Raw genomic sequence first — 16,720 nt, 5'->3', positions numbered from 1 at the left:
ATGCGCTCAATAACATTAAAGCTTAAGCCAGCCGGCAGGTTTAGGTAATGGTGTTTTAAACAAACAATAACATGAAAAAAGCAATATTTTTAGCCTTCGTAGCTTCAATCGCCGTAAAAACTTACGCTCAGCAGAACATATCAATCACAACAGCAAATACTAATTATGCCGTTGTAAATACAAAAACAACAGCAAACGTTTCTACGGTTGTAAATATTAACACCAATGACCCGCAAGAAAGGGGAGGAGATAGCGAACGTTCTAAATCTTTTAGTAAAAGCTTTAGTGTTGATAATGGCGATAAGGTTAACCTCAACAACCAATATGGCGCTATGGTAATTAAGACTTGGGATAAGAAAGAGGTAAAGGTTGATGTAGAAATTAAAGCATATAGTACTTCTGATAGTGATGCCCAGAAACTAATTGATGATGTAAGCATCGATGCTTCAAAATCTGGTGATGTGGTTTCTTATAAAACTAATGTTGGTGATAGAAGTGGAAGATATGGCAGAAATGTAAAAAATGGAATGACTACCTGGAGGAGAGAAGTTAAAGTAAATTATACGGTTTATATGCCATCTGTAAATGCATTAACAGTTTTACAACAGTATGGAAATGTAGATTTGGGTGATTTTTCTGGTCCAACATCATTGAAAGTGCAATATGGGAACTTAACCGCCGGAAATTTATCAAACAGTAATAATTATGTTAACGTTCAGTATGGTAAGGCAACAATTGAGGAATTAAATACCGCAATTGTAAAACATCAGTATGGTGGCGGCGTAAGTATTGGAGCCGTAAATACGATTGACTTAGATGCTCAATATGTTGGCGTTAACATAAATACCATACGTAAATCGGCAGATTTGAAAGTGCAATATGGCTCTGGCTTAACGGTAGGCAATATTGGTGGAAATTTACTGCTAAATGCTGAATACGCAAAAGTAAACATCAATAATATAAAAGGTAACACTGTAATTAAACAAGGGTATGGTAGCTTAACATTAGCTAATGTTGGCAAACTATCTTTGAAAAGTGAATATACCAATGTTTCTTTAGGCACATTAAACGGTGATGCCAATATTAACATGAGCTACAATAAATTAAACATAGCCGAACTTACACCTGCTTGTAAAACCTTAACTTTTGATGGTGAATATGTTGGTATAGGCGTTGGTTTTGATGAAAGATACGCCGCAAATTTTAACGTTACCACAACCTATGCAGGTTTTAAATATGGCTCGAATGTATCGGCAAGTAAAACCAGCGGAGACTATGACCAAACCAAAAGATATACTGGGAAAGTAGGAAATGGCGGAAATGCCAACATCACGATTAAATCTGAATACGGATCCGTAGTATTTAAATAGGTTTTTAAAAAAAAAATATAAAGTCTTGCTTCTTAATTAGGGCAAGACTTTTTTAGTAATCTTCATTCTTTAGTACTAAATCTCAATTTTTTATAATCAAACTATGAGGCATTTATTTACACTATTAATTTCTTGTTTATTGACAATACAGGCCATAGCGCAACAATCTAAACAAACCATAGTTACCACAGATATTGATAATTTTTGGTTCGCTTTTGATGAAATTAAAAGCACAACCGACAGTTTAAAGCAGCTTGATATTTTACAAAAACAATATGTAGATAAGGGAACACCTGGATTGAAAGCTTTTATGGAAGCAAAAGATTATACAACTGCTGCCTGGCTAAACTGTATTCGAAAATATCCAAAGTATTGGGCATCTATTCGACCTAAAACTTATAAAGTAAAAAGTTTAAGTACACAGTTTAATCCGTATTTAAAAAAATTTAAGAAGCTTTATCCCGAATTAAAACCAGCAAGTATTTATTTCTGCATTGGTGCAATGCGTTCTGGCGGAACAACTCAAGGCGATAAGGTTTTGATAGGTGCAGAACTCGCGACAGGTGATTTGGATGTTGATATTTCGGAATTACCACAAAATACTAAAAACTGGCTTAAAACGTATTTTGGCTCTAACCCTTTTAAAGATATTGTGCTTTTAAATATGCATGAATATGTTCATACGCAAGAAAAAAGCAATGGAAATACTTTGCTTGCTCAGTGTATTTTTGAAGGAACGGCAGATTTTGTTGCCGAATTAATCACCGGGAAAGTTCCCTCGATGCCTTACATGACTTATGGGAAAACCAACCATGAAATGTTAAAGAATAAATTTAAAACTGAAATGTTTGTAAATGAATTTAGTGGATGGCTTTATAATGGTACTTCTAGTGAGTTTGGAGTGGGCGATTTAGGCTATTACATTGGATACTCTATTTGTAAAAATTATTACGATAAAGCTGAAAATAAAAAAGCCGTAATTAAAGAATTAATTGAGTTGGATTACGGAAATAATGAAGTAGTTGAAGACTTTTTAAAGAAGACAAATTACTTTGCCGAGGGATTTAACAAAGCAGCAATAGTAAAGGCATATGAAAAGCAAAAACCTGTAGTTACACATATTGGCCCCTTTAAAAATGGCGATAATAATGTTGAAGCAAATATTACAGAAATGACAATATTTTTCTCTAAACCGATGGATAAAAATAGGATGTCGATTAGTTTTGGCGCCGGTGGAGAACAAACTTTTCCTCTTAAAAAATCTTTAGGTTTTGCTGATGATAACAAAAGTTTAAAATTTAGAATAGAGCTTAAACCAAACCAGACTTATGAAATGTTAATTACTGGTAGAGGTTTTAAATCAACTGATGGTTATCCATTAGTAGAATATCCAGTAAACTTCAAAACAAAATAGTTTAATTTAGGGTTGAATACATATTAAGATGTAACTGCTTAAAAGCATCTTCTTTTTAATATCTTCGCTCTTTCATTTTAACAAACTATGGATTTTTTAAGTACACCGGAAGCGTGGATTTCATTATTAACCTTAACCGTTCTGGAAATTGTTTTAGGGATAGATAATATCGTTTTCATCTCAATTCTTTCGGGTAAATTGCCCGTTAATCAACAAAAAAAAGCCAGGCAACTTGGTTTAGGTTTGGCAATGATAACGAGAGTTTTATTGCTGCTTTCTTTAAGTTGGATAATGACCTTAACTTCTCCTTTATTTAACATAGGAAGCTGGATTGGCATTACCAATGGAGATTGGTTTGAGAAACTGGCAATTTCTGGCAGAGATTTAATTCTGATTATTGGCGGTTTGTTTTTGATTTATAAAAGCACACACGAAATCCATAATAAATTAGAAGGCGAAGAAGATGAAGAGGGCAATGCTAAAAGACATTCTTTTTGGGCAACAATTGTTCAGATTTTAATATTGGATATTGTGTTCTCACTTGATTCGGTAATTACTGCCGTAGGCATGGCAGAACATATAGAAATTATGATTGCTGCGGTTGTTATTGCTGTAATCATTATGATGTTTTCGGCAGGAGCAATCAGCGAATTCGTTAATAATCATCCAACTGTTAAAATGCTTGCGCTTTCATTTTTATTATTAATCGGCGTTTCATTATTGGCTGAGGGATTAGACCAACACATCCCGAAAGGTTATGTTTACTTTGCAATGGCGTTTTCTGTTTTGGTGGAAATGTTAAACTTAAAAATGAAAAAAAATAGTCGCAAAAGACCGGTTAAGCTTCGAAATACACCTAAAAAGTAAAAGAGCTATCTTCTGAAAAAATGCTTACCTTGTTCTTGGTAAGCATTTTTTTTGCCTTGTATTAAATTATCCCCTCATTCTTGTTATGAAATCTCAATCAGTTGAAAAGGTTTACACTATAATTTCTACGGTAATAATTTGGTTTGCATTAGGGTTACAATTTAAATTGAGTTTAGCACTAAAATCAGGTGATGTACTATCAACTCTCGCCATATTTTTGTCGTATTTCACGGTGCTTACCAACATACTTTGTGCACTCTGTTTATCGTCAATATTGCTTTTCAAGAATCAATTATTAGGGAAATTTTTCACAAAACCTTCAACGCTAACGGCAATAACAATTTACATAATGGTTGTTGGAATTATATATAATTTTGCACTCCGTGGATTGATAGAAATACATGGCTGGGATGCAGTTGCTAACGAACTTTTGCATGTTGTAAATCCGTTGCTGTTTTTAGGCTTTTGGTTGTTTTTTGTAGATAAATCCACATTGAATTACAAGCAAGCATTTCCTTGGCTTATTTATCCATTGTGCTATGTATTCATGACAGTTATTCGCGGCGCAATAATTCAAGAATATCCTTACCCTTTTATAAATGTTGTAAAGTTGGGTTATCCGAAAGCCATCTTAAATACGGCAATAATTATGTTGGTATTTTGGCTGCTATCGCTGATATTTATCTTTATTGGCAAGAGATTAGATCACAGAAATTAAAGGATATATTCATCGTTAATCGGCTTTATGGGTTCAGGAATATTTTCTTCTTCGAGCATTTGCAATAGGTTAATTTCAATTGTTCTGGTTATAGAGTTTAATGGAACACCAGCCGAATTATTTTCGAAGGGATTAACCAGGCTCATCCCGTTAATTTGCGTTGATACAAATACAAATCCAATCATCCAGCCCAAAAATATAGAATATACACCTGCCGATTGACTGATAACTAAAGTAAAGGTCATTACAAATAGCCAAATAAAAACCTTAGTTAAATAGTTATAAGTGGTTGGGAATATCGTGTTTTTAATGCGTTCGCTCATGCCCATCGAGTCAGAAAAACGCACAAGCATTTCATTAATTTCTATAAACCTGAAACCATCTATCACATTAGCTTTAGATAATTTTTGTAAATCTCTTGATTGAATGTTCAAAAGGGCATTGTGGGTATTCTTGTGATTGGCCATCTCAGCGATGTCGGCCTCATCTAAATATTTGATGTAAATTTCATCTACTGTATCACGAAGGTTAGCTTTCAAAGCATAAAGAAATGCGATGTGCCTATAAACCATTCGTTTTACAATTATCTGATCCTCTTCGGCATAATTAATTAAATTTCTGGCAAAAGAGCGAGAATCGTTCACCAAAGCGCCCCAAACTTTTCTCGCTTCCCACCACCTATCGTAAGCTTGATTATTGTTAAAACCAATAAAAAAGGCAATTGCCGTTCCTAAAACAGTCGGTATTATAGATGGGATTTCAAAATGATGTGCAATTAAGTATTCCCTAACTAGGTAGGCAACACTGCAAGAGGCAATCATTATCAAATCTACCTGCCAAGTATTTCTTAATATTCTAGTTAATCTAATGTTTTGTATTAAAAGCATAAATGTAATTTTCCGTATGAAAATACAAAAGTAAGGCAGAAATGTTTTGTTTGTAACAATTTAAATCTATCAATAAGCCATATATTGTTTTGAAGCACAAATGTTTATCTTAGAAAACCAAATATTCGTTGTATGAGTGAAGTAATCCCAAAGAATAATATTTTTAAAGTTATTGGTGCCTCTTCTTTAGGTACACTAATCGAATGGTATGATTTTTACATTTTTGGTAGCCTGGCAGTTATTATCGGTCATCAACTTTTTCCTGAAGATGCCGGTGCTTCGGCGTTAATCAATACACTTGCAATTTTTGCTGCAGGTTTTATCGTACGCCCCTTTGGCGCTTTGGTTTTTGGCAGATTGGGCGATTTGATTGGCCGGAAATATACTTTTCTGCTGACACTTGTATTAATGGGTGGTTCTACTTTTTTAATAGGATTAATACCATCATATAAAACCATTGGATATGCTGCACCAATTTTGGTTTTAATTTTGAGACTTATTCAAGGCTTAGCATTGGGCGGCGAATACGGAGGTGCAGCCACTTATGTGGCAGAACATGCTCCAAAAAATAAGCGTGGTTTTTTCACCAGTTGGATTCAGACAACGGCAACATTGGGTTTGTTTTTATCGCTTGGCGTAATTGTAATTACCAAAAATATTTTAGGCGCTGATGTTTTTGGCGATTGGGGATGGCGCATTCCATTTTTGCTTTCAATTCTTTTGGTTGTGGTGTCGATTTACATTAGGCTTAAAATGCACGAATCGCCAATGTTTTCTAAACTCAAATCGGAAGGCAAGGTTTCAAAAAATCCATTGAAAGAAAGTTTTAATAATAAGGCAAACTTTAAAATGGTATTGCTTGCATTATTTGGCGCAACGATGGGACAAGGTGTAATTTGGTACACCGGACAATTTTATGCCCAATCTTTTTTAGAAAATACTTGCAAGCTCGATTTTAATGATTCGAGGTATATTTTACTATGGGGGATAGCTTTTGCAACACCGTTTTTTGTAGTGTTTGGCGCATGGAGCGATAAAGTTGGGCGCAAATGGATTATGCTTAGTGGCATGTTGCTTGGCATTATTTTCTATCGCCCGATTTATAAAACTTTTCTAAATGATACCAGTATCGAAAATTTTGATAAAGCGAAGTTGGTTTTGGCTGTTCAGGGTGATGCTAAAATAACCCCAATTGTAAATACTAAAGATAGTTTAATTGCGGTAGAAACTAAGGTATCATACAGTGATGGTTCTGGTTACACAAGCTTAAAAATAGATACTATTTCTTATACAAACGGCATAATTGGAGGTGTAGAAATTACAAAGGACAAGGTTTTATCCACACCAATATTTTGGAAATTTGTTGGATTGATTTTCTTTCAAATACTGCTTGTTACAATGGTTTATGGACCAATTGCCGCATTTTTGGTAGAGCTTTTTCCAACGAAAATTCGCTATACATCAATGTCGCTTCCATACCATATTGGCAATGGCGTATTTGGAGGTTTGGTTCCTTTTATAGCAACATTAATTGCAAGTTTTGCAGGTTCTACACCACTTTCCGGTTTATGGTATCCTATTGGAATTGCAAGTTTAAGCTTAATTATCGGAACAATTTATTTATCAAACAAAGCAGACGAAAACATTAACGATTAACAATATTTTATATGAATACATTGAAGAAATTTTTAGGTTTAGTTTGGATGATTTTAGGACCAATTGCCATGATTTTTTTGTTCATTCAGGCTATTGATAAAGTCGGTTTGACGCACACAGATATCGAAAGAACAAATACAATTTTGCAATGGGGAATTATACTTTTTATCTTTTTCCCGATTAGCCTTGGATTGATGATTTTTGGTTTCTACGCCTGGAAAGGAGAATACGATAAATTGCCAGAAAACTCGGTTGAAATATAGAATTGAAATGAGTATTTGATAGTTCCGTCATTTCGAGCGTAGTCGAGAAATCTTTGAAACTAGGGTTTTGTGCAAAGATTTCCCTTTTAAATTTATCCTAAAAAACGAATTGTATTACAAAACCCTCACCAACAAACCTTTCAAATACTCCCCTTCTGAAAAGGAGATACGAACCGGATGGTCTTCAGGCTGGCAAAACTGTTTAATAATTTGAACTTCCTTGCCTGCATCAAGCGCTGCCCAGGCAATAATTTGTTTAAATGTTTCGATATCAACTGCCCCTGAACAAGAAAAAGTTGCCAATAAACCACCTTTTTCCAAAAGCAACATACCTAATCGATTTAAATCTTTATAAGCTCTGGCTGCTCTATCTAATGCTGAACGAGATGGTGCATATTTTGGTGGGTCTAAAACAATCACATCGAACAGTTCTCCGCTTTCTTTAAATGCTCTTAATTGTTTGTTTACATCAGATTGGATTGCGGTGACTTTGCTTTCATCAAACTTATTTAATGCGATGTTCTGTTTTAAAGTTTCAATAGCCAAAGCAGAACTATCAACACTGGTTACGCTTTTCGCGTTATTAGCCAAGCTATTTAACGTAAAACCACCGCTGTAACTAAAGCAATCTAAAACTTTTTTATCGTAAGTATAACTCGCTAAAATACTTCTATTGTCTCTTTGGTCGCAGTAAAATCCAGATTTTTGTCCTTCGGCGATGTTAATGTGATAATAAATTCCATTCTCTTTAACTTCTAAAAATTCTGGTGGATTTTCTCCCCAAAGCAAACCATTTTCAATTGGCAAACCTTCGTGTCCGCGAGCGGTAGCATCACTTTTATCAAAAATTCCTTTTGGATTAAGTTCTGCTTTTAAAATCTCAACAATATCGTTTTTTACATTTTCAATACCCGAACTCAATATCTGTAAAGAAAGAAAATCGGCATATTTATCTACAATAAGGCCAGGTAAAAAATCAGCTTCGCTGAAAACTAAACGGCATGTATTCGTTTTTTTATTTAAAATAAATTGGCGTGATGCAATGGCTTGTTTCAATCTATTCTGATACCAGGCTTTATCAATGATTTGGTTTTCATCCCATTCTAAAAGGCGAACGGCAACACGAGAATTGCTATTAAAATAACCATAGCCTAGAAATTCATTATCAAAGGCAAAAACTTTAACAACATCGCCATTTTCTGGCTTTCCCTTTACTTTTTCTAACGCTCCAGAAAATATCCAAGGGTGTCTTTGAATTGCCGCTTTCTCTTTGCCTCTTTTTAAAATGATTTCTACCATTTTGCAAAGGTAAGTAAAAGAGCTTTAGGCTTTGAATTTAATTGGTTTATAAGAAAGGATTGCCTACGTTTTTTTGCATTCGAACTAATTCAGTATCTAAAACCTTTGTTTCAAATTCAGTAATCGGTCTTTTGGCTTCAATCATTGAGATTAATAATTCGGTTGCAACTTGTCCCATTTCAAAAGCGGGTTGTTTTACTGAAGTGAGTGAAGGGCTAAATAAATCAACCAGATTTGAGTTTGTAAAGCCTGCTATTGCAATTTTATGTGCGATTTCCGGGCTGCTTTTCTTTAAGGCCATGATGCAGCCAGTGGTTAATCTATCGCTTGAAATAAAAATTCCGTCTGGTTTAAAGGGCAATAATTCTTTTACTGCATCTTCTAATTCGGCACTATGCATACCGCCATGTTGGCAATATTTTACCAAATCAGGGTTAAAATTGATATGATATTTTGCCAATGCAGCCTTGTAGCCCGCTAATCTTTCTTTGGTAATTGACAGCGTTTCTGAGTTGGTAAGATGCGCAATCGTTCGTTTTCCTGATAAAATTAAATGTTCAGTGGCATCAAAGGCACCTTTAAAGTTGTTGGCAATAACTTTATGGGTTTCAAAATTATCAGGTACTCTATCAAAAAAAACAATCGGCAAACCTTTTTGATACAAATCTTTAAGGTAACTAACATCCTGCGTTTCTGATGAAAGCGCTATAAGCAAACCATCAATTGAACGAGATGCAAGATGTTCAACATTCAGTTTTTCTTGCTTAGAAGATTCGTGACTTTGAGAAATGATAACATGGTAATCCTTTGCGTAAGCGATTGATTCCATGCCGTTTATCACCTGAGAGAAAAAATTATTTGCGATTTCACTAACGATAATTCCAATGGAATAACTTCTTCTTTCTTTTAAACTCCGGGCAATAGGGTTGGCCCTGTAATTTACTTTTTCGGCGTAAGCTAGAACTACTTTTTTGGTTTCTTCACTAATCTCGTAGCGGTCTCTCAAAGCTCTGGAAACTGTAGACGTAGAAAGTCCTAAGGCTTTGGCAATATCTTTTATCGTTGAAGTTTCAAATCTCATTTCTTGTACTTGCACACAAGTTACAAAAAATATCTCTTTTAGGATTTTACTGGCGATTTTTAATAAACGTCAAAAGTACGTTTTTGGGAACGTTTGCACACTTTTTTAGTTAAATCTGATTTCAAGCCATTTTTAGTTTGTACAATTGTTACAACAAAAAACCAAATATTAATAAAGAATATCCCTGTAACTAGAAATAATATTCTATTAGCAAGCAATTGCGCATTCAATAAAACCAATATCAAACAACTAACAGTTATGAGCAGAATTTTACTCTTTTTTAGTGTATTCGCTTTTTACTTCAGTACGGCATTAGGGCAAACCAAAGTGGTTTCGGGCACAGTAACAGAAGTAGGCGGTGAAACCATTCCCGGTGTAAGCGTTTTAATTAAAGGAACTAAAACGGGCACACAGACCGATAACAGCGGAAAATTTACAATTTCAGTAAATCAAGGCGCTATATTGGTGTTTAATTACATTGGTTACAAAAGCAAGGAGGTTACCGTTGGTAGCCAAAATACTTTAAAAGTTAATCTCGAATCAAATTCTACAGAATTAGATGAAGTTGTGGCAATTGGTTACGCTACCGTAAATCGAAGAGATTTAACCGGATCAGTTTCATCAGTTGGGGCAAAACAATTAAAGGATATTCCGAATAACTCCCTTGCAGAATCAATTGCTGGTCGATTAGCAGGTGTTCAGATAACAGTTTCTGAAGGTACGCCGAATGCAAGCGCTCAAATTAGAGTTCGTGGTGGCGGCTCAATTACTCAAGATAATACACCACTATACGTTGTTGATGGTATTCAGGTAGAAAATGCATTATCTGTACTATCTCCACAGGATATTGAAAGTATTGATGTTTTAAAAGATGCTTCTGCAACGGCTATCTATGGTTCTCGTGGTGCAAATGGTGTGGTTTTAATTACCACTAAGGGCGGTAGAGAAATGAAAACTCAGATTAACTACAATGGTTTGGTTGGATTTAGGCAATTGGCAAACAAATTAGAAGTGATGAATCCTTACGATTTTGTTAAATATCAATATGAAGCCAGTCGTGGTAATGCAACCGCAGAAAGTTTGTATGCAGGTTATTATGGTGCTTTTAGCGATTTGGAAAGTTTCAGAAATTCACAGTTTGTAGATTGGCAGGAAGAACTATTCGGCAGAAATGCGTTAATGCAAACACATAATGTTGCGGTAACTGGTGGCGATGCAAAATCTACCTTTAACTTGAGTGTAACATCAAATACTGAAGATGGTGTAATGCTTGCCTCAGATTTCGACAGAAAGTTAATCAACTTTAAGTTCGACCATAAGTTTAACAATAAGCTAAAAGTTGGTTTTAATGTAAGGTATAACAACACGGTTGTAAATGGCGCTGGTACAAGTAGCGAAGGTTCTTCATCGCTTAATAGATTACGCCAAGCTGTAAAGTACAGACCGCTGTTGGTTAAAGGTCAGGATGTTTACGCTTACGACCCGGATTATGCCAGCGAAACGAATGGAAATAGTCTTTCCTTGGTAAATCCACTATTATTAAATGATGCAGAATATAAGAAAGTACTTACCAACGTAACCAATTTTAACGGGTACTTTAACTACACAATTTATAAAGGGTTATCATTCAAAAGTACATTGGGATTAGATTTTAGCAATAACCGCACTAATATTTTTAATGATATTATTACCAACGAATCCAGACTTGTTGGTTCTTCGCAACCAATTGCTTCCATTGGTACATCAAATAGGCAAACCATTAACAATTCAAACGTAATTTCATATACAAACTCTGGCTCAAAAACCGAATTTAGCAAACACCACAGCATCGATGCATTAATCGGTCAGGAGCTTTACCAAGATAAATTACAAGCGTATTTTACAGAAAACAGGTTATTTCCTATCGGGATAACTGCTGAACGAGCTTTATCTAATATGGCTTTGGGTACAACACCTGCCGGTGCGGCAACATCTAGCGATTTGACTGCAAGATTATTTTCTGTTTTTAGTAGATTAAATTATTCATTCGATAAAAAATATTTGTTAACCTTAAGTATGAGGGCCGATGGTTCTTCAAAATTTGCTGAAGGCAATAAGTGGGGTTATTTCCCGTCAGGTTCATTGGCCTGGAGAATTTCTGATGAGAAATTTATGGAAAACTTCAAAACTGCAATCCGTATGAATGATTTGAAATTGAGGGTAAGTTATGGTGAAGCTGGTAATAACAGAATTGCCGATTTCTTGTACACCACTCAATTCAGACCAACAGCTTTTTACGATATCAATAATACTTTGGTTACGGCATTGGTTGCGCCTGAACTGGCTAATCCAAATTTGAAATGGGAAACTACTATATCTAGAAATATTGGTTTAGACGCAGGGTTTTTGAATAACAGATTGCAATTCTCTTTGGATCTTTATAGCAACAAAACAAAAGGTTTACTAGTTAATAATCCGTTCCCATCAACAAGCGGTTATGCTTTTCAACTTCAAAACATCGGCTCTACAAGTAATAAAGGGATAGAGTTTCAAATAAATGGAACACCAATTCAAACTAAAAATTTCTCTTGGTCTACTAACTTTAATATCTCCTTCAACAAAAACAGAGTTGAAAGTCTTGGCGAGTTCCAAAAATCTTTCTTGATAAATTCTGGTTGGGCAGGAACAAATGTACCCGCAGATTACCAGGTGGCAGTTGGACAAGCCGTGGGTAAAATGTACGGTTTAGTAAATGATGGTTTCTACAAAATAGAAGATTTTAACTACGCAAATGGCGTTTATACTCTAAAACCTGGCGTACCAAATAACTCGAGCGTAACTTCATTAACACCAAAACCGGGCGTAATCAAATTTAAGGATTTAAATGGCGATGGAATTGTTGACATTACAAACGACAGAACCATTATTGGTGATGCAAATCCGAAATACACAGGTGGTTTTAATCAATCATTTACCTATAAAAACTGGGATTTAAATGTATTTGTAAACTTCCAGGTTGGGAACGATATTTTAAACGCGAATAAGCTTGAGTTTACAAGTGGTTATACTGCTAACGGTAACCTTTTGGCCACCATGAATGGCAGATGGAGAAATGTAAACGACCAAGGCGTTGTAGTTACCGACCCAACTGAATTGGCTGCACTTAATGCTAATGCTACACTTTGGAGTCCTTTAACCAGTAACAGTTCCTTTTTTGTAAATTCTTACGCTGTAGAAGATGGTTCTTTTTTAAGGATTAACAACATCACTTTAGGTTATACAATGCCAAGTGAATTACTTAAAAAAATAAAAATTAACAGAATGCGTTTTTACGCAACGGTGAATAACCTCGCAGTAATTACAAACTATTCTGGTTACGATCCTGAGGTAAATACCCGCCGTTCAACTGGTACAACGCCTGGTGTAGATTACTCCGCATACCCTCGTAGCAGAGCATTTATTTTTGGTATAAACTTTACGCTTTAAACTGAGCAAAATGAAAACGAATTTAAAACTAATGATAGGTGGATTATTTATCACCACAACACTTTTTACAGTTTCTTCTTGTAAAAAATTTTTAGAGGTAGAGCCTATCTCTTCTTTCGGAAACGATTATGTATTTAGCAGTGTAACTAACGCTCAAAAGGCTGTATTGGGTGCATACTCTGCTTTAGGAGGCGATCAAGGATATGGCATACGTTTGAGTATGTATTATCCTTACGATAACGATGAAATGATGGGGCAAGGTGGAACACCTTATCCTGACAATGAGCGTAGAGATATTGCGCATTTTAACGTCCAGCCGGCAAACACACAACTTGCCGGGCCATTTAACCAATTATACACAGGTATAGAACGTGCTAATATTTGTATTGATAATATCCCAAAAATGGATGCTTACAACAACGGTAGTTCAGCAGATCAAAAGGAATTAAAGAGACTTTATGGTGAAGCCTTGGCATTAAGAGCTCAATTTTATTTTGAGGTTGTTAGAAATTGGGGTGATGTTCCGGCTCAGTTTACTTCATCTATTAATGTTAGCGATCCATATAACGGAAGAACGGATAGAGACACGATTTACAATAGAATTATAAGAGATTTAGCTATTGCAGCACCTTTAGTGCCTTGGCGTACAGAATCATCGGTAACGAGTGATAGATTAAATCAAGGCGCAATTAGAGCGCTAAGGGCCAGATATGCCTTGTTTAGAGGTGGTTATTCACTTCGTAGTGATAGAACTATGAAACGTAATGCTGATTACAAGACTTTCTATCAAATTGCAAAAGATGAGTGTGCAATTATCATGGCTAGACCCGATCATAAGTTAAATGCTAGTTTTCAATCTGTTTTTAAGGATGGACTTAATGCGCATAGATTTGAACCAAATGGAGAAATTTTGTGGGAAGTTGGTATGACTGGTGGAAGTTCAGGCGTTGGCGATAGCAAGTTAGGTTACTATAATGGTCCTCGCCAGTTTACAGTGGCAACACCAGGTACAACTGCTTTTGGAAACGCAGCTCTAACCATTTTACCAACTTATTTTTATGCTTTTGATGCAAATGACAAACGTAGAGATGTTACTTGTGCTCCGTACGATAACAACTTAGAGTTAACATTACGTCCGCGTTCGATGGTGACCATGCTTGACGGCAAATTTAGAAGAGATTGGCAAACACCCTCGGTACTAACAAGTGCTTCGCAATACTTTGGTGTGAACTGGCCTGTTATTCGTTTTTCTGATGTTTTATTAATGTTTGCAGAAGCTGATAACGAGTTAAATGCTGGCCCAAGTGCTGCTGCAAAAGCTGCTTTTGAACAAGTTAGGGTTCGTGGTTTTGGCGGTACGGCATCATTAATCGGAACAACACCAACTGACTATACAGGTTTCTTTAATGCTATTGTTAAAGAGCGTCAGTTTGAATTTGGTGGCGAAGGCATTCGTAAATATGATTTAATCAGATGGAATATGCTGGCTTCAAAAATTGCAGAAGCTAAAGCAAATTTAGCGTTGATGGCAGCTAGATCTGCGCCTTACGCAAATTTGCCTGCAACCATGTATTACACACCAAATCAAGCAACTGTAGTATGGCTTAACTCATTTTATTCGCCATCTCCAGCAGCTCCGGCAGGCTCGGCAAGTATTGCATGGGTTAATCCTGCAACAATTAACAGCACCTTATTGGCTTATTATGCCGTTGCATTTACACCCAATAAAAGCGAATTGTTGCCATTGCCTCAATCTGTAATTGATGCTAACCCAAAATTGGGCGGACAATTATATGGCTACTAAAAAATTACAACCAAACAATTAATCAATGAAAGGGCTATTTATTAGCCCTTTCTCTGTTAAATAGATTTGTATTGCGTATTTTCAAAAGCTATTATTTATTAACATGAAATTGATTTCAATAAAATTTTTAGTATTGTTTTTTCTTCTGATTACTGGAAGCAATTTATTAGCGCAAAAAACATATCCTTCGAAAATTACTGTAGATATGAGCGGAAATGGTAATTACAAAACCATTCAGGAAGCTGTAAATTCTATCCGTGATTTAGGTGAACAAGTGGTTGAAATTTTTGTTAAAAACGGAACTTATAATGAAAAGCTGGTAATTCCATCTTGGAAAACAAAAATTCTTTTAATTGGAGAAAGCAAGGAAAATACCATCATAAGCAATAACGATTATTCTGGTAAAGAAGTGGCGTCTGGTAAAGATGAATTTGGAAATAGTAAGTTTTCTACGTTCACATCTTACACCGTACAGGTATTGGCTAATGATGTTACCTTTCAAAATTTAACCATTGTGAATACTGCTGGCAGAGTAGGGCAAGCTGTTGCATTGCATGTAGAAGGCGATAGGTTTTCGGCAATTAATTGCAGTTTTTTAGGTAATCAGGATACGCTTTATTTAGCGACGGATAATAGCAGACAATACTATTCTAATTGCTACATTGAGGGTACAACCGATTTCATTTTTGGTTCGGCAACTGTAGTGTTCGAAAGCTGTACAATTAAAAATTTAACCAATTCATTTATAACTGCAGCATCAACCTTAAAAACTCAACCATTTGGGTTTGTATTTTTGCATTGTAAATTGATTGCTGAACCAAATGTGAATAAGGCTTATCTCGGCAGACCATGGCGCCCACACGCTAAAACTGTTTTTTTATTTTGTGATTTGGGAAAACATATTGCGGTTGATGGTTGGAATCCCTGGAAAGGCGATGCAATGTTTCCTGATAAAGAAAAAACCACTTTCTATGCAGAATATGAAAATGTTGGTGAAGGTTCAGCAACAGTGCAAAGAGTAAGCTGGTCTAAACAATTAAGCAAAAAAGACGCAAAAAATTATACAGTTCAAAATATTTTAAAAGGAAATGATGGCTGGAATCCAACAAAATAGAATGCTTAAATTTTTAAGCTTTGGCTTTATTGGTTTGATGGTACTGATGTCATTCACAGTTCAGAAACAAACTACAATTTATATAATTGGTGATTCTACTGCGGCGAATAAACAGCCAAAAGCTTTTCCTGAAACCGGATGGGGAATGGAACTTCAATCATTTTTTAAGGAAACGGTTATTGTAGATAATAGAGCTTTAAACGGTAGAAGTACCAAATCTTTCTTGAATGAGAAACAATGGCAGCCAATTGTCGAAAAACTTCAGCCTGGCGATTATGTGTTTATAGAATTTGGGCATAACGATGAAAAGGTAGATAAACCAGCCATAGGAACATCACTTGCTGAGTTTAAGGCAAATCTAATTAATTACGTTATAGAAACGAGAAGTAAAAAAGCGGTTCCGGTTCTTTTAACACCAATATCAAGGCGAAGTTTTAAAGATGGAAAACTGTTTGATACGCATGGAAAATATCCTGATGTTACTCGAAAGGTTGCGGATTCGCTTAAAGTTCCATTAATTGATATGTTGGCTAAAACTGAAAATTTGCTTACAAAACTTGGTGATAAACCATCAATCAAATTATTTAACTACGTTGATTCTGGCCATGTAAATTATCCGGCAGGAAAAAAAGATAATACACATTTAAGCCCAAATGGAGCAAAAGAAATTGCTGGTTTAGTGGCTGAAGGGATTAAAGAATTGAGGTTGAATTTAGTTAAGAAGCTGAAGTAGCTTAATTCGTGCCTCGCAATGACGAATTGGATATAAAAAGCCACAGATT

Annotated in this window: 13 protein-coding genes; 10 read left to right on the top strand and 3 right to left on the bottom strand. The window is 35.4% G+C overall.

Annotation, left to right across the window (positions count from 1 at the left end):
- The first annotated feature begins 71 nt into the window (after positions 1 to 71).
- From QWY86_RS13955 to QWY86_RS13940, 4 genes are all read left to right on the top strand, one after another.
- Positions 72 to 1,370, top strand: coding sequence for a hypothetical protein (locus QWY86_RS13955; RefSeq protein WP_290242952.1), 1,299 nt, complete (start codon positions 72 to 74; stop codon positions 1,368 to 1,370).
- Positions 1,371 to 1,473: 103 nt separating this feature from the next.
- Positions 1,474 to 2,784 carry a gliding motility protein GldB-related protein gene (locus QWY86_RS13950; RefSeq protein WP_290242951.1) on the top strand — a complete coding sequence of 437 codons (1,311 nt, stop codon included), beginning with the start codon at positions 1,474 to 1,476 and terminating at the stop codon, positions 2,782 to 2,784.
- Between the two features lie 87 nt (positions 2,785 to 2,871).
- Complete coding sequence (locus tag QWY86_RS13945) at positions 2,872 to 3,651, top strand: TerC family protein (protein WP_290242950.1); 780 nt, start codon at positions 2,872 to 2,874, stop codon at positions 3,649 to 3,651.
- 85 nt (positions 3,652 to 3,736) lie between these two features.
- Complete coding sequence (locus QWY86_RS13940) at positions 3,737 to 4,369, top strand: Pr6Pr family membrane protein (protein WP_290242949.1); 633 nt, start codon at positions 3,737 to 3,739, stop codon at positions 4,367 to 4,369.
- Here the strand turns inward: QWY86_RS13940 and QWY86_RS13935 are convergent.
- Positions 4,366 to 5,256: a bestrophin family protein gene (locus tag QWY86_RS13935; RefSeq protein WP_290242948.1), complete on the bottom strand. Its 891-nt coding sequence runs from the start codon at positions 5,254 to 5,256 to the stop codon at positions 4,366 to 4,368. The genes QWY86_RS13940 and QWY86_RS13935 overlap by 4 nt on opposite strands.
- Positions 5,257 to 5,388: 132 nt before the next feature.
- On the opposite strand from QWY86_RS13935, the gene QWY86_RS13930 reads away from it, so the two are divergent.
- Both QWY86_RS13930 and QWY86_RS13925 read left to right on the top strand, forming a co-directional pair.
- Positions 5,389 to 6,912, top strand: coding sequence for an MFS transporter (locus tag QWY86_RS13930; protein ID WP_290242946.1), 1,524 nt, complete (start codon positions 5,389 to 5,391; stop codon positions 6,910 to 6,912).
- An 11-nt stretch (positions 6,913 to 6,923) separates the two neighbouring features.
- The gene (locus tag QWY86_RS13925) at positions 6,924 to 7,175 is read left to right on the top strand and encodes a DUF6814 family protein (protein WP_290242945.1); all 252 of its coding nucleotides are present in this window, start codon (positions 6,924 to 6,926) and stop codon (positions 7,173 to 7,175) included.
- A gap of 114 nt (positions 7,176 to 7,289) precedes the next feature.
- Here QWY86_RS13925 and QWY86_RS13920 read toward each other — a convergent pair whose 3' ends face one another.
- Together QWY86_RS13920 and QWY86_RS13915 are read right to left on the bottom strand one after the other, a co-directional pair.
- Positions 7,290 to 8,474, bottom strand: a complete 1,185-nt coding sequence (locus QWY86_RS13920) for a class I SAM-dependent rRNA methyltransferase (protein ID WP_290242944.1) — start codon at positions 8,472 to 8,474, stop codon at positions 7,290 to 7,292.
- A 46-nt stretch (positions 8,475 to 8,520) separates the two neighbouring features.
- Positions 8,521 to 9,555 carry a LacI family DNA-binding transcriptional regulator gene (locus tag QWY86_RS13915; protein ID WP_290242943.1) on the bottom strand — a complete coding sequence of 345 codons (1,035 nt, stop codon included), beginning with the start codon at positions 9,553 to 9,555 and terminating at the stop codon, positions 8,521 to 8,523.
- A gap of 258 nt (positions 9,556 to 9,813) precedes the next feature.
- Here QWY86_RS13915 and QWY86_RS13910 point away from each other — a divergent pair, with 258 nt between their 5' ends.
- The 4 genes from QWY86_RS13910 (at position 9,814) to QWY86_RS13895 (ending at position 16,671) form a co-directional block, all read left to right on the top strand.
- On the top strand, positions 9,814 to 13,020 hold the full coding sequence (locus QWY86_RS13910) for a SusC/RagA family TonB-linked outer membrane protein (RefSeq protein ID WP_290242942.1): 3,207 nt from the start codon (positions 9,814 to 9,816) through the stop codon (positions 13,018 to 13,020).
- A 10-nt stretch (positions 13,021 to 13,030) separates the two neighbouring features.
- Positions 13,031 to 14,824: a RagB/SusD family nutrient uptake outer membrane protein gene (locus tag QWY86_RS13905; protein WP_290242941.1), complete on the top strand. Its 1,794-nt coding sequence runs from the start codon at positions 13,031 to 13,033 to the stop codon at positions 14,822 to 14,824.
- Between the two features lie 103 nt (positions 14,825 to 14,927).
- A complete protein-coding gene (locus QWY86_RS13900; RefSeq protein ID WP_290242940.1) occupies positions 14,928 to 15,938 on the top strand; it encodes a pectinesterase family protein in 1,011 nt (336 codons plus the stop codon).
- Between the two features lies 1 nt (position 15,939).
- On the top strand, positions 15,940 to 16,671 hold the full coding sequence (locus tag QWY86_RS13895; RefSeq protein WP_290242939.1) for a rhamnogalacturonan acetylesterase: 732 nt from the start codon (positions 15,940 to 15,942) through the stop codon (positions 16,669 to 16,671).
- Positions 16,672 to 16,720 lie beyond the last annotated feature (49 nt).

It is taken from the genome of Pedobacter aquatilis (genome assembly GCF_030409415.1).
GTDB classification, from domain to species: domain Bacteria; phylum Bacteroidota; class Bacteroidia; order Sphingobacteriales; family Sphingobacteriaceae; genus Pedobacter; species Pedobacter aquatilis.
Note: the sequence above shows the minus strand (reverse complement) of the source record. Positions and strands in the feature narration are given on the sequence as shown.